The following is a 15,578-nucleotide window of genomic DNA, read 5'->3' on the forward strand; positions in this document are numbered from 1 at the left end:
CCTGCACCGGTAAACTACTTGATATCCGCTTTCTAATTCCCAGATACCCAGTGTTTCACAACAGCTTCAGCCAGATCGATAGCCGTTTCCAGGGGTCGTCTATCAACCTGATCAAGCGTATCATCAGATTGATGGATGCGTGGCATTCGACCGTTTTCATCCAGGGCACACAGTGCTAATACCGGGATTCGGTTGCGCACGAACCACACGCTATCGAAGTCGGCCGTATGCCATTGACCCACCTGTGTCCGATGTCGGAACGCTTCGGTTTCGACAAGTTGACGAGCCAGTCGCGTTGGTTCATTATCGTAACGGATAACATCGACCGTGCCGGTCTGCTCAATAACGGTTAGTTTACCGGCTCCGAGCGTATCAAAATTGATCACCAGCGTTTGCGCTCGTTTCCATTCCCGTTTATGCGCTTCAACGTAGTGATATGCCCCAATCATACCAACCTCTTCGGCACTGGTGAGTACTACGTCAATTTCCGTATCGGTTAGGTCAGCTTGCCGAAGTTGATCTGCCGTAGCCAGGGCAGCCACTACGCCTGTTGCATTATCACTGGCACCGTTCGCATACCCTTTGAGCCAATACCCTAACGTACTGAGAATACCCTGGAGCAAAAAATAAATCATCAGCCCGTATCTGAGATACGTTACGTATGGTAAACCGATACTAAACGCTTCCAAAAAGGCAGTTACTCCTGCTAACATCATTAGACCCAGCGAAATAACAAGTGATAACCGGAAAGTAGCCTGCTGGTTGGCGCTGTAGAGAACCGATATCGGAGCAGTATCGTAATGAGCCATCAGAATCACTTTTCGAGTGGACTCCCCTACTTTTCGGGCAGACCAGCGACCGATAACATTATGAGCAGTATGCTGAATCGGAAACTTAGTAATGAATGAGTAGTGCCAGTTGAAATACCGCCAGGCCAGCAGGATAAAATACCAGATTAGTCCAACAGCCACGCCCGTAACGGGTATTAAAGCTAGACCGGCTATTAATCCACCAACGAGCCAGTAAACAATTGTTACGTAGGTTTTAGGTGTTTGAAACGACTCTGTACGAACAGTAGCCTCCCTATCGACCAGGTATTTCTGAAGCAGTCGGGCAGCTTCCGCTCCGTGGGGTGTGGCCGTTCCCCGATGAGGTAAGGCAGTAAGATCGCGAAGAAGAGCGTCGAGCATGAATTGAACTGGTGAATGGACCAGGATACAGCAAATTGCATAAAAAAGGCTGCAGTATTGAACACCGCAGCCTTTTTTATCACAATATACCAAGGTTTATTTCTTGATGAACCGCTGGCGTAACACCTCGCCCGAAAGCGTAGTTACCTCGACCACATACACCCCCGTAGCCAGCGACCGCACGTCAAGTTGTTCAGTTGCTCCCTGCTGTTCCGCTACTATCGCACCACTGATGCTGAATACCCGGATACGGCTTAATGGGTTGCCAGCACTCACTTGCACACGTAACAGATCAACTGTCGGATTGGGGTAAACGATCATCGAGATCGCTTGTTTGATCTCATGGCCTACGGCTACGATTCGCGAATAGCTCGTGCTACCGTCCAGATCGACCTGTTTCAGTCGGTAATACGTTAAGGCTTCCTGAGCCCCTACTTCATCGATATACTCGTAGTTCTGGTTCGATGCGCTATTGCCTTTACCAGCTATCCGACCAATGGTTTCGAAGCTTTTGGCATCCCGACTACGCTGGATCTCGAAATGGTCGTTATTTTTCTCCCAGGCAGTTACCCAACTCAGCCAATTCCCTTTGTTCTCCACCCATTGCCCCTGGAACGAAACCAATCCCACGGGTAGAGGCTTAATCTGTGTTGCTGTTATAGTCACTGTGTAATCTTCAACTTCTCCATCACTGGCCTCCCCGGTTGGATTAGCCACTTCAGCAGCGTTCGAAGCTACCCGGAATCGCATGTAGGTTTGCCCAGTAGTTAGGTCACTCAGTCCGTTCCAGTAAAGCTTAACCTGAACGACACGACCGCTTGCGTTGGAAAGAACGCTCGCCTGTGCCCGCTCGTTAGAGTCAAACGTACCATTGTTGTTAAAATCAATCCAGCCACTCAGCGTAGCCTCAGCTCCCGTTTGATTTTTCACCGACACGATGGCACTACAGGACGTACTACTCGTTGTTAATATCGGTAGTTCAAGCAAGGCGGTTTCGTCATTGAACAGGAACGGAGATCCAAACCCACTGGGATCTACAGCATTATCTCCATTGGCCTGCGTCGAAGGTTGTCCATTTGTTTCAGCATCGATGTCATTGGTGATGGCTCCGTTGGATAGACATAGCTTCGTGGTTACATCATTATAGATATGTCGAGCTCCGTTGCTGGCCACTACGGTACCGTAACTATCCGGTGCATCGCCGTAATCATACTGTGGGGGCTCAATCATTAAGGCATAATCCTCTACTGACCCACTGTTAGCCAATCCGGTTGGGTTCGCTACTTCACTGGCATTACAAGCCACCCGGAAACGGGCGTAGGTACGTCCCGCGGTTAATCCACTCAATCCGCTCCAGCTCAGGACCAAATTTCTTGCGTCAGGAGCAGCCACTGCCTGTGCGCGCTCATTAGCGTCAAAAACCCCGTTTCGGTTAAAATCAATCCAGCCACTTAACATAGCATTTTCGCCAGACGTATTCAGTACATTGACGTTGACGCTATACGATGTTTTGGCAGTTGTTAGTCTATGGATAAAACTAACGGAGTTTTCGCCAGCATCGGCATCAGCAAGAGTAGACGGCTGACCATCCTCTTCAGGGCTGCAATCCAAAGAGCCCAATAACATCAGGTTGTTGTTAATAAGATGCTGAGGTCCTGACGCTTTTTTCGTAGTCCCGTAGCTTTCGGGAGCGTCGCCGAAATCGTATTCGTCTTTTAACTGCACTCGATAATCTTCAACCTCGCCAGAAGTAGACAGCCCGGTTGGCTTTTCGACTTCTGCCGGATTGTTCGCTACCCGCAGACGAGCGTACGTCCACCCTTCAGTAAGCCCGCTTAATCCAGCCCAGGTCAACGTAACGATAGTTCCGTTATAGTGAATCGGATTATTGTTTGTCGGAACAACGGCCTGTGTTCGCTCACTAGGATCAAACTTACCGTCTTTGTTTAGGTCAATCCAGGCGCTTACTGTCGCATCTGCGCCTGAAGCATTATACACACTCACCTGCAATACATAGGTGTTCTTCAACAGACAAACCGCCGGAAAACCTTCTACTAATCCATCTTCATCACTTTGGTTGTAAACCAAATTCCCGTTCTGGTCATGCAAATCATCTCCATCAGCCATATTGCCTGGTTGGCCGTCAGTCTCCGCATCGGAGAAACTTCCAAACGAGCCGCCCAGATATACTTTGGTCAATGGCGTATGGCGAGGCCCATCATTGACTATAGACGTACTATAACTTTCCGGCGCATCACCAAAGTCAAGTTTCTGCGCATTTACACGTAAACCCGTACACAACACAAATAAGTATACCAGGCTTAGTAGGCTATTATAGTCGGTTTTCCCGCTACGTGATCGAGTTAAAGTTGAGGTGGATAGAAAAAAGATGAATTTGTTGAGCATAACCAAATCTGTTTATTTGTAAAGCTATTTACTGTAATAGGATGCTTATTAATTAATCAAATAGTATTTATAAAGTACTTAATGCACAATTAATCACAATATTTATATATTTCTTCTATAGATTAACATACACCATTGAACCGAATAAGTCCCAAACAAAAAGTCTGAGTTAACTTATATTACCCAGACTTTTCTTTTTTCTTTATGTCACGATTAACTTGAATCAAATAGCAGAAATTAACTAAACGGTAGGTAGTCTGTTTAACGAGAGCGAGTTTGGTTACAATTTTACCCCTAATCTTCTGATTAGGGGTATTTTTAGCAACAGAATCCTTATACTGAAAAATACCCCTACTTGAATCAGCAATGCTGACCTCTCGATTGGCCGTTTTAGTATAGATTTGGATTAGACTTCGGCTAAGTTCGCCTGATCATCGAGCTTATCCAGGACTTCTGCACCGGGCTATTTTTTTTCGCTACGTCCAGAATCCTCTGAAAACTCGTTTTGTATTCGCTCATCCCAGCATGCCCATAGGCTCGATTTTGCCTTCCCCGGCAGACGCACCGTTTCCTGCATCTGCCCAATCTGAACCAGTCAGTACTCAGATTCAGGCGTAGCTGACTCCCGTTTCTGAACGTTGGGAACGTTTAAGAGAACGTAATAGCGGCCCCAATACCAACCCGTATAATGAATAGACTTGTTATGACGCGAACGGTCCGCCTTACAACAAGTCTATTCCTGAATGATAATTCATGCCTTGAGCACAACAACTGATTCATCATTTATCATTCTTCACAAGGCCGGGTAATTCCTGGCGGCATTGTCAAGCACCAGTACCCAGTCGTGTCCGTACCCTTTCGAGGGGGGCGTAAATTGCTGCGATTGCTGGTTGTTAAACGTACCAGCCGACTGAGTTTTGCCCGTGCGCGGGTCAAACCATGTAGCGATAATGTTTTTCCCTGAAATCTTACCCGGGTTAACCGTAAACGGCTTACCAACGGCCGAATAAATGAAGGCATAATCGTTTCCGCGCGTGGCCTGGATCCGTTCCGCAGCCGCCAGATTATTCTCAACCACCAGCGACTGATCGGGAACACGGTCGAGTAGCGGGCGGGCGGTCATGAGCCTCCGAACGTGGCGCATCTGATTGGCTCCCGGCAGGTCAAGGGCTTCTGGCCAATAGAGATGAGGGCCATTCACAGCTGGACGTTTGGCGCTATACATCTGCCAAATGTCATGACAACCGTACGTGTGCCCATGTGATCCGGCGAAAAGATCGAGGTAAGCATACACCCGTACGTCATACGCATTCGACGTACCTAAATCGCTGGCGTTGAAACAAACTGGATGGTCCTCATAAATAGGTTCCGCATCCAGGGTTGGCCTGGTCGGCTGGCGATTGTAGGATACCGTAATGTGATCGTACACAGGTGTAAATCGGCAGTGACCATTCTGGTGCATGTTGAAGTCGAACCAGGGCTCCTTGTTAAACCATTTCGACGCTCCTCCATCCATACCATTTGGCTGCGGATGATACGACATCAGCGCTTTATCGGCCCCACCAACGCCTTCCTGAATCCCTTCGGCCATAGCTTGCCAGACGGCCACGTCCTGCGAACCTTCGCGGGGATTCCGGTCGCCACCCAGCACCCAGATCATATTCTCGCGGTTTTTGTAGCGATCGCCAACGTAACGACCATAAACACGGGCATTGCTCGGGTTGAAAATTTCAGGGCCCTGCCCCCAGGTACTCTTGAAGAGTTTATCACCCCAGGTGGGTAAAAAGGCAATCACAATACCGTATTGGGCCGCTTTATCAATAATGTAATCGACGTGTTTAAAATAAGCCTCGTTGGGCTTCGTAGGGTCGTTGTTCTGTAAGGGTGTTTCGCCATAGGGATTAGGCTCTTTCAACCCATCAAATTCAGCCAATGCTACCGCCTGTACGACTGTAAAACCCTGCTCAGCCCGTTTTTTGAGGTACTGATCGGCTTCCTCACGGTTCAGTCGGTGGAATAACTCCCAGGCGGTATCGCCCAGCCAGAAAAATGGGGTTCCGTTCTGATGAACCAGATAGCGTTTGTTATCCGATACTTTCAGACGCCCGTTGGTAAAGGGCTGTTGGGCCATTGCCAGGCTTTGCCAGAATAACAGGGTTAAGAGAAGGCCGATTTTTTTCATAAAAGGGGATTTAGGGAAGTCCGTTCGGGATTGAGTTTAAGCAAAGATTTATAGAATTCAGATTTTTATGATGATTATGATACAATCAGTGTGGTTCGGCGGTTATTATCATCGTAAACACAACATCCATCGAAATTGAACGCAGTGCTGGAATTTCTGAACCCTACGGAACGATTAGGCTATACCCAATCCACAAAACTCCTTATTATTCACGCCGATGATTTTGGTCTGGCGCAATCTGAAAATGCAGCGACGATTATGGCTCTGGAGCAGGGTTCCGTTAATTCGAGCAGTATAATGGTTCCCTGCGCCTGGTTTCCAGAAAGTGCGGCTTATTCGAAAGCACAGCCAGCCGCTGATCTCGGCATTCACCTCACGCTGACCAGTGAGTGGACGTATTACCGTTGGCGACCTGTGCTACCTGCCCATGAAGTACCAAGCTTAGTTGATGAACAGGGATTTCTGCACGATAGTGTTGAAAAACTGAGCCGATACGCTACGTTACCGGATATTGAAAAAGAACTCCGTGCACAGATTGAGCGGGGAAAACAGTTTGGCATAGCCCCTACTCACCTTGATTCGCACATGTTTGGCCTGGTAGCTAAGCCTGAATTTTTGACGGTCTATCTAAAGCTTGGGCGTGAGTTTGGATTGCCTTTGCTTCTTAATCGCGACTTCATACTACGTACCGCCGGATATGATATCCGTCCATATATCACGGATCAGTATCTGTTGGTGGACTATTTGTATTCAGCCGAACCACAGGATTATGAAGCAGGCATGATTAGTTTTTATACGAAGACTCTACAGAATTTGCAGCCAGGCTTGAGTGTCGTTCTACTCCATCCAGCTTATAACAACGCTGAAATGCAGGCTATCACGGTCGACCATCCTTATTGGGCCGCCGATTGGCGTCAATATGACGTTGATTTTTTCACAAGCCCCGCTTGTCAGAAAATCCTGGAGGAACAGCAGATCCAGCTCATAACCTGGCGCGAGATCCGGGATAAATTATCAACTGAGACTTAACGGATTCGGAGATTTTCGGAATTTTGTTTGATATCTGCTGATTAGATCACAAAATCCCAAAAATCTCCGAGTCTACTAAATTCCGCTCCTACTTCACAAAGAGCAGCTCCCTGTATTTCACCAATGGCCAGTCTTCGTCATCGACGATCTGTTCAAGTTTATCCACCTCATATCGGATCATGTCGAAATGGTCTTTTACCTCGGTGGCATAGAGTCGGGCCCGCTCGGCAGTATCTGTTACGTTATTCGCCTTTTTGCGCGATTCGGTCATTGATTCAACCTTTTTCTTAATAACCAGTACGCGCGTCGAGATTTCCCGCAGAATGTCTTTAATCGGTTCAGCTTCGGCCGTCATGCCTAATTCCACCATATTCCGGGCAGTTTCGGCTAATTTGTTCTGATATTTCAGCGCCGTTGACACGACGTGGTTCATGGCCAGATCGCCCATCACGCGCGATTCGATCTGCACGTTTTTGATGTACTTTTCGAGTTCGATTTCGTAGCGGGACTCTACCTCGGCATGGTTCATAACCCCCGTCCGTTCAAACAAGGCCAGCGATTCGGGCTGTACATAAATACCCAGGGCTTCGGGCGACGATTTTATGTTTGATAAGCCTCGGTTGGCCGCTTCCTCAATCCATTCGTCTGAATAGCCATTCCCTTCAAACAGAATCCGTTTTGTGTTGGCATAATAGTCTTTCAGAATGTCGACAATCGCCAATTCCTTCTTTTCTCCTTTCGCCAGTCGCGCATCAAGATCGGTCTTAAACTTATTCAGCTGGTCAGCGACAATGGCGTTGAGCACCGTCATGGTCGACGCCGAATTAGCCGAGCTGCCAACCGCCCGGAACTCAAATTTATTGCCCGTAAACGCAAAGGGAGACGTGCGGTTACGGTCAGTATTGTCGCGCATCAGGCTTGGGATTCGGTTCAGACCAAGTTTATAATACACGTTATCACCCTTGTTTACGGTCACCTCGGATTTGGTTTCGAGGTCGTTGAGCGCCTGTGTCAGTGATTCCCCCAGAAAGACCGAAACAATGGCAGGCGGAGCTTCATTAGCGCCAAGTCGATGCTCATTTCCTGCCGACGCAATACTAGCACGAAGCAGATCGGCATTATCATGAACAGCCTTGATGACATTGACCAGAAAGGTGATAAACCGAAGGCTCTCTTTAGGCTTTGTGCTGGGAGCCAATAAATTAACGCCCGTATTGGTGCCCATCGACCAGTTGTTGTGTTTACCGCTGCCGTTGACTCCCGCAAATGGTTTTTCGTGAAAAAGCACCTTCAAGTTGTGCTTCTCCGCTATTTTTTCCATTAAATCCATTAATAAGGCATTGTGATCGATAGCCAGATTAACTTCTTCAAACGTCGGTGCCACTTCAAACTGACCGGGTGCTACTTCATTATGGCGGGTCCGAACAGGCATACCAAGTTTCATCGACTCAAATTCAAAGTCGACCATGAAGGCATTGACACGCGGAGGGATTGAGCCAAAGTAATGATCTTCCAGTTGTTGTCCACGAGCTGGCTGATGCCCAAAGACGGTACGTCCAGCCAAGACCAGATCGGGGCGAGCATAGAACAGAGCGCGGTCGACAACGAAATACTCCTGCTCTGGCCCAAGCGTAGGGGTTACTTTCGTGATGTTTCGATCAAAATACTGACAAACGGCCGTAGCTGCTTTGTCCAACGCATTCAGCGCTTTTAGCAGTGGCGTTTTATAATCGAGGGCCTCACCCGTATAGGAAATAAACACCGACGGAATGCAGAGCGTTTTTCCCCCTGCCCCATTGTCCATCAGAAAGGCAGGCGATGAAGGGTCCCAACCTGTGTAGCCCCGGGCTTCAAATGTGTTACGTAATCCACCATTCGGAAAGGAAGATGCATCGGGCTCTTGTTGTACTAACGCACTGCCTTTAAACTTCTCGACAGCCTTGCCATCAATCGTAATGTCGAAAAAAGCGTCATGCTTTTCGGCCGTTTCGCCTGTAAGTGGCTGAAACCAGTGTGTATAGTGAGTAGCTCCTTTAGACGTCGCCCACGATTTCATGGCCCCCGCCACTTCGTCGGCGACGTTGCGGTCGATCTGACCATTTGTGCTGATCGCTTCGGTAACTTTCAGGTACGCTTCGGTCGACAGTAACGTCCGCATTACTTCGCTGTTGAACGTATTACTGCCGAAAAAATCACCGACACGTTCGGTCGGCGCAGTTACGGATACTGCCTGACGGCTTTGGGCAATCTCAAGGGCTTTAAACCGAAAATTAGACATTGATGAGGTTCGGGATTTTAGGTAGAAAATTTAACCAAACATACATTCCTTCCGTCAGTTACAGAGCATCCGCGTTTTAATTTCTTGATTCATCTCACCAGATAGGCTACAAACGTTCGTTTCGTCAGCCATTCTTATCCAGTACGTACTAAAATACCGCTCAACCTTTTAGGGTATGGCTGTTTGATGAACAGTTGCTTACGACGTCGATGATATACTTTAGCTTATGGCAGAGAAAATTCGCTTGCCCGGTACTCATTACAGCAACTTTTTGTATCTATGTAATTGTCAAAACCAAACTCCTCAATCTACTTTTTACATGATTCAACAACAGCAATCCAGTACGGGCACGTCCGCCGGTAAACCACCCAAACGGTCCGCTTTATTGGTGGGTAGTATGCCGTTCAGTGATGAAAAAACGTGTATGAGTCTAGCCTTAGATACGCTTGGGCCTGCCTTATTTTCCCTTCCAGACGGAGAAGTAGGTGATAAAACCCCCGCTTTCCCAAAAGGGAATCGGATTGCCTGGGTAGTCTATGCGATTGAAAAGCTAACAAGCGACGCCAACAGTTGGGAGATTGTCAAACAACCCGTTCGGGGCGAAGACGGCATGGCTATTAATTATGAGAAATTTCAAAAACTCAAGCCGAAGCACTCTCCTACCGATATGCCCCATCATGTTCAGTTAGGGTATGACGATTTTGCCAGACGTAGCTATCCAATCTTCCAGCAACTACGTAGCAAACACAATCTGCCTGACCTTAAATTTCAAATGGGAGTACCAACGGGTTTTGCTATGGGGTTTGCCTTTGCCAGTCAGATTCAATGGTTGCGATACACCAAAGCCTTTAATACCATCATTGCTCGTGAAGTCAATGCAGTAGTAGCCGAGCTTGGATCTGACGTACTTATACAGCTTGAAGTACCACCCGAGCTTTACGCGGCTTATATGCTTCCCACAGCTCTGACTGGCCTCTCTCTGATTCCAATTAAGGATTTACTGGCAAAAATTACGCCCGGTGCACAGATTGGAATGCATTTATGCCTGGGGGATTTTCACAATGAAGCCCTTGTACACCCAAAAACGCTGGCAAAAATGGTCAACTTTTCGAATCGTCTGGTTGACGAATGGCCTGCTCAGCATACGCTGGCCTATGTGCACTATCCATTTGCGGAAGGCTTGACCCCTCCCTCAACGAATGCGAACTACTACGCTCCGCTGAAGGACATTCACCTACCATCGGCAACCCGCTTTATTGCTGGGTTTGTGCATGAAAAACGTAGCGTAGCCGAGAACGTGAGCATTCTGAACAGCATAGAATCTGCCAGGGGTCAGCTTGTCGATGTAGCCTGCTCGTGCGGACTGGGGCGACGTTCACCCGAAACCGCCGATTATCTGCTAAATCTAACCGCTCAGCTAACGGATGTCTAGCTTCATAAACGTATCGAACTATACGTTTACAAAACAAAGCCCGGCCACTTTCGCAGCCGGGCTTTGTCAATTGACGGCTAATGGCCTCTCCATTATATCGGTTGGCAATGTATATTGTCACATCCCCGCTAATTGCTCAGCTAGTGATTAATATCAATGGTCATTAGCGAATTTAACGCTAATTTGTAAAGTAACATCTTATATTTAGCGTTAATTTAGTGAATATATGAAAATAATACCTCGTTTATTAGCTGCAACAATCCGTCAGCGGATTGTTGAGTCAAACAAAATAATCATTTTATATGGACCTCGCCAGGTTGGTAAGACGACGTTAGTTCGTGACCTGATCAATACTTTGCCTTATCGCTCGCTGATGGTTAATGCTGATGAGTTAGTTTACCAAACAATTTTATCATCGCGAGATTTATCGCAAATGAGACTATTGGTAGAGGGATATGATTTGCTTTTTATTGATGAAGCCCAGCGTATTCCTGATATAGGGATTAATTTAAAAATTTTGCACGATGCGTTACCTAATCTAAAAATCATTACGACAGGATCATCCTCTTTTGAGTTAGCCAATCGAACTAAAGAAGCCCTGACGGGTCGTACCTGGACTTATGAGCTTTTTCCAATTTCACTGGGCGAACTCCGGCAAGAACAGAATGCGTTTCAATTGCAGCAACGATTATCCGAATTTTTACGCTTTGGAACGTATCCTGATACACTTCAATTGCCTAATGCTACCGATAAAGTACACTATCTACGAGAACTATCTTCGGCTTATTTGTATAAAGATATACTGGAAATGGCTTCGATCCGACATGCAGATAAACTACGAAAATTACTACAGCTCTTAGCATTTCAGGTTGGCTCAGAAGTATCACCCAACGAATTGGGAAATGCGCTTGGCATGAGTAAAGACACAGTTAATACCTATATCGATCTTTTAGAAAAAGCATTTGTCGTATTTCGGCTATCCGGTTTTAGTCGAAACCTGCGGAAAGAGGTTAGCAAAATGGACAAGATCTACTTTTATGATTTGGGTATTCGTAACGTAGTGATTGATAGTTTCCAGCCACTTGACTTACGAATGGATGTAGGAGCGCTTTGGGAAAATTTTTTAGTGATAGAGCGTCGTAAGCGCAATGCCTACGCGGGTCAATATGCTAATACCTATTTCTGGAGAACCTATACCGGCGCTGAACTCGATTATATAGAAGAGGCTGACGGTCAGCTAGCTGGCTTTGAGTTTAAGTTCTCCCATAAATCGGCAAAAGCTCCAGCTTCGTGGATAGCTACGTATCCGGGTGCAGAATTTACTGTAATTAATCAGGAAAACTACATGTCGTTCCTTTTATGATTCGCCAATTACTTGGGTAATAACTAACCTTTCTATTAATAGTAAAAGCCATCCTGTTAGAGATGGCTTTTACTATTAATAGATCATAAGGTAATTTACGCTGTTTCCAGTACGTCAGCCGATTTAACGGTTTTGATGATGATGGCAGCCACTTTGTATGGATCAGCCGCCGAGTTCGGACGACGATCTTCCAGCCAGCCTTTCCAGCCGCGTTCTACCGTAGCGATAGGGATACGGATCGACGCACCGCGGTCAGAAATGCCATACGAGAACTGGTCGATCGACTGCGTTTCGTGCTTACCCGTCAGACGTTGCTCGTTATCAGCACCGTATACAGCGATGTGTGCTTTGATTACATCAGCCGGTGAGAAAGCTTCGCATATTTTGTTGTAAACATCCCGACTACCCGCCGTACGGAGTATTGAGTTCGAGAAGTTAGCGTGCATACCCGAGCCATTCCAGTCGGTGGCGCCCAGCGGTTTGCAATGCCAGTTAATCGATATGTTATATTTCTCGCCAATACGCTCCAACAAATAACGAGCCACCCAGATCTGATCACCAGCGGCTTTAGCCCCTTTGGCAAAAATCTGGAATTCCCATTGACCCGTTGCTACTTCGGCGTTGATTCCTTCTACATTCAGACCAGCATCCAGGCAAACATCAAGGTGTTCTTCGATGATATACCGGCCATAGGCATTTTGTGCACCAACTGAGCAGTAATAAGGACCTTGTGGGCGCGTCGGGAAGCCTTCAGCCGGGAAGCCCAGTGGCTTGTCGATGCTCAAATCCCATAGGAAATACTCCTGCTCAAAACCAAACCAGAAATCATTATCATCATCCTCAATCGTGGCACGGCCGTTCGTTACGTGGGGAGTTCCATCAGCATTCAGCACTTCGCACATGACAAGATAGCCATTCTTACGCTGTGGATCAGGACAGATAAAAACCGGCTTCAACAAACAGTCTGATTTACCGCCTTCAGCCTGTTCAGTCGATGAACCGTCGAATGACCACATTGAGCAGTCTTCCAGTTTACCCGAGAAATCGTCTTCAATTTTGGTCTTAGAACGTAAGCTTTGGGTGGGCTTATAACCATCGAGCCAAATGTATTCTAACTTCGCCTTTGCCATGATGTACAAGTGAATTGTTTGATAGGGAATTTGTAACAATACTTTCAGCAAATATAATGCGTCGTTACAATAAAATATAAATGCCTTTGCGCCTGTCAACCATATTTTTTATGGTTTTTGCGGAAATATTATAATTTTAATTCGTTTGGTACAGTAATTTACCATATTCGACCAAAATTTTTATCACATTCTAATTTGCCTGGTTGTACTATAAAATCTGACAAAACAGCCTGACTTAGGTATGATTCCACTATGATTCGCTAGAAAAAGCAGCTTTTTTTAGCAAAATCAGTTTAGAACGTAGTACTAAATAACTATAACCCAAAGCCAGCGTCCTTCAGGCGGGTAAGAGAAAAACCAGAAGAGGGATGTCTTAGAAATCAGCGATCAGATTCGTCTTGAATAGCTTGATCGCAATAGCCAGCAGAATGATACCAAAGATTTTACGTAGCACCTCCAGCCCACCTGATCCGAGCCGGGTTTCGAACCAACCCGACGACCGTAATACGACGTAAATCAGAATCAGGTTGAGAACGATGCCAATAATGATATTCGCAATCTGGTATTCGGCACGTAGCGAAATGATGGTCGTAAGGGTACCAGCTCCGGCAATGAGCGGAAAGGCGATCGGTACTATGTGCGTAGCGCCACCCGTACTTACTTCCGATTTGAAAATGGTCCGCCCCAGAATCATTTCGAGGCCGATCAGGAAAATAATCAAAGCCCCCGCCACGGCAAAAGACGCTACGTCGACGCCAAACAGTTTCAGAATTCGTTCGCCCACGAACAAAAACGAAATCATCAACGCACCCGACGCAAACGTAGCGCGTTCGGATTCAATCTTACCCGTCTTTTTGCGCAGATCAATAATCACCGGTAACGACCCCACGACGTCGATCACCGAAAACAGAATGAGCGTAACGGAAACAATTTCTTTTAAACTGAACATGAGTATTACGTTAGGTAGCGTGGACTAGCGGTCCACGCTATATATAGGCTTTGAGAAACTGTTTCAAGGTGTCAATTTCTTCGTCGGTGATAGCGGGAAAGTTAGCGATACGAAACGTAGTGTTTTTCCAGTCGCCGTAGCCATTTCCTAACGTAATCTCCGCCTGTTGCGCGGCTGCCTTAATGGCCTTAATATCTGCTTCCGAACCTTGTACGGCAATTACAGTATCAGACCGAATGGCCGCATCCCTATTCAGTAAGTTGAATCGAGGCTCAGCGCCGTTCACACCAGTAAGTTCGTTCTCAACGAACGCATACCAGTCAGTCGCCCGCTTTTTGGTTATGGCACTGACACTGGCAATCGGCGGTATCTGCTGCAATACGCGCATGAGCATGTAAATTCCCAAACCATTAGGCGTATAGGGCGTCTGGAACTTCGAGAAATTCTCGTGGATGAACAGCAGGCTGTTATAATGGGCGTTTTCCCCTATTTCTTCTGCTTTCCTGAGTGCAGCTGGCGAATAAATCAAAACGGCTAGTCCGGCCGGAAGTCCGAAGCATTTCTGTACGGACGCAAACCAAACATCGGCCAGTGTCCAGTCGAACGTAACGCCCGCCATCGACGAAACGGCATCAACGGCAATCAAGCCCGAAAAGTCCCGCCGAAACTGCCCCAACGTTGCCATATTAACTTGCGTGCCATTCGACGTTTCGTTTTGGACGATGCACAATACATCGGCTTCGCTCAGGTTCATGGGTGGCTTGATTCGATACGCGTACTCAGCCCATTTCTTCCCAAACGCGCCACTATGCGGGTGCAAGCTGGCCTCAGCCGTCAGCGACTGCGCCACAATCTCCCAGCACTCCGTTGCCGACGAAACGAAGGCAATATGATAGTCCGCTGGTATGTCAAGTTTCTGGTGAAGGAGCTGAATCGTTTCCTTAACGATCTCCATAAAACCGGCGCTCCGGTGATTCAGGCTGACAATACCCTGATGTACCGCTTCAGCAGCGTAATCAGCCACCTGCGGATAAACTTTCGACGGACCGGGGTAAAACGTGATCATAGCGGGTGATTTTCGGGTATGGGTTTCGGCTTATAGATGACCGGCAGTCAATGGCAAAACCGGTAAACTTATAAACTGATCAAATAACGTATCGCCATCTCATAGCCCATCAGTCCCAGACCCACCACAACGCCTTTGCATTTAGCAGACAGATAGCTATGGTGTCGGAATGATTCGCGCGCATGTACGTTTGAAATATGTACTTCCACAGCGGGGGCTGTAACGGCCGATAGGGCGTCCGCAATGGCAATAGATGTATGCGTATACGCGCCCGCATTAATCACGATGCCGTCCATGTCAAAACCCAGTTCGTGGATTTTATCAATTAATTCCCCTTCGTGATTCGACTGAAAATACCGAAGTTGCACGTCAGGGAACAGTTCTTCGACGGTTTTGAGGTAATCAACAAACGAGCGGTTACCATAAATTGTCGGTTCGCGCTTACCTAACAGGTTCAGGTTCGGGCCGTTGATAATCAGAATCTGTTTCATTTATGTAGCTTGGTAATTCGGTAGTCTGGCCGGGCTGGCGTCCCAGCGGCCACGTCCGGGTG

General features: G+C 47.2%; 11 protein-coding genes. 3 read left to right on the plus strand and 8 right to left on the minus strand.

What is annotated here, in order from left to right; translation table 11 throughout:
* Positions 1-32: 32 nt before the first annotated feature.
* The 3 genes from IC230_RS31030 to IC230_RS31040 form a co-directional block, all read right to left on the minus strand.
* Positions 33-1,190, minus strand: a complete 1,158-nt coding sequence (locus IC230_RS31030) for a M20/M25/M40 family metallo-hydrolase (protein WP_191042966.1) — start codon at positions 1,188-1,190, stop codon at positions 33-35.
* A gap of 96 nt (positions 1,191-1,286) precedes the next feature.
* Complete coding sequence (locus tag IC230_RS31035) at positions 1,287-3,596, minus strand: GEVED domain-containing protein (protein ID WP_191042967.1); 2,310 nt, start codon at positions 3,594-3,596, stop codon at positions 1,287-1,289.
* 793 nt (positions 3,597-4,389) lie between these two features.
* Entirely contained in the window at positions 4,390-5,778 is a 1,389-nt protein-coding gene (locus IC230_RS31040) for a glycoside hydrolase family 140 protein (protein WP_191042968.1), read from the minus strand.
* Positions 5,779-5,922: 144 nt separating this feature from the next.
* Here IC230_RS31040 and IC230_RS31045 point away from each other — a divergent pair, with 144 nt between their 5' ends.
* Positions 5,923-6,807 carry a polysaccharide deacetylase family protein gene (locus IC230_RS31045; RefSeq protein ID WP_317171880.1) on the plus strand — a complete coding sequence of 295 codons (885 nt, stop codon included), beginning with the start codon at positions 5,923-5,925 and terminating at the stop codon, positions 6,805-6,807.
* 88 nt (positions 6,808-6,895) lie between these two features.
* Here IC230_RS31045 and IC230_RS31050 read toward each other — a convergent pair whose 3' ends face one another.
* Positions 6,896-9,085, minus strand: a complete 2,190-nt coding sequence (locus IC230_RS31050) for a glutamine synthetase III family protein (protein ID WP_191042969.1) — start codon at positions 9,083-9,085, stop codon at positions 6,896-6,898.
* A gap of 319 nt (positions 9,086-9,404) precedes the next feature.
* Between IC230_RS31050 and IC230_RS31055 the strand changes: the two genes are divergently transcribed.
* Both IC230_RS31055 and IC230_RS31060 read left to right on the plus strand, forming a co-directional pair.
* Positions 9,405-10,517: a hypothetical protein gene (locus IC230_RS31055; RefSeq protein ID WP_191042970.1), complete on the plus strand. Its 1,113-nt coding sequence runs from the start codon at positions 9,405-9,407 to the stop codon at positions 10,515-10,517.
* Positions 10,518-10,743: 226 nt separating this feature from the next.
* Positions 10,744-11,880, plus strand: a complete 1,137-nt coding sequence (locus tag IC230_RS31060; protein WP_223860965.1) for an ATP-binding protein — start codon at positions 10,744-10,746, stop codon at positions 11,878-11,880.
* A 95-nt stretch (positions 11,881-11,975) separates the two neighbouring features.
* On the opposite strand, the gene IC230_RS31065 is transcribed toward IC230_RS31060, so the two are convergent.
* From IC230_RS31065 to aroQ, 4 genes are all read right to left on the minus strand, one after another.
* Complete coding sequence (locus IC230_RS31065) at positions 11,976-13,010, minus strand: glutamine synthetase beta-grasp domain-containing protein (RefSeq protein ID WP_191042971.1); 1,035 nt, start codon at positions 13,008-13,010, stop codon at positions 11,976-11,978.
* A 373-nt stretch (positions 13,011-13,383) separates the two neighbouring features.
* The gene (locus IC230_RS31070) at positions 13,384-13,959 is read right to left on the minus strand and encodes a MarC family protein (protein WP_191042972.1); all 576 of its coding nucleotides are present in this window, start codon (positions 13,957-13,959) and stop codon (positions 13,384-13,386) included.
* A 37-nt stretch (positions 13,960-13,996) separates the two neighbouring features.
* Entirely contained in the window at positions 13,997-15,025 is a 1,029-nt protein-coding gene (locus IC230_RS31075; protein ID WP_191042973.1) for an aminotransferase class V-fold PLP-dependent enzyme, read from the minus strand.
* Positions 15,026-15,093: 68 nt separating this feature from the next.
* Positions 15,094-15,516 carry a type II 3-dehydroquinate dehydratase gene (gene aroQ, locus IC230_RS31080; protein WP_191042974.1) on the minus strand — a complete coding sequence of 141 codons (423 nt, stop codon included), beginning with the start codon at positions 15,514-15,516 and terminating at the stop codon, positions 15,094-15,096.
* Positions 15,517-15,578: the final 62 nt, after the last annotated feature.

This window comes from Spirosoma validum (genome assembly GCF_014699035.1).
Taxonomy (GTDB): Bacteria; Bacteroidota; Bacteroidia; order Cytophagales; family Spirosomataceae; genus Spirosoma; species Spirosoma validum.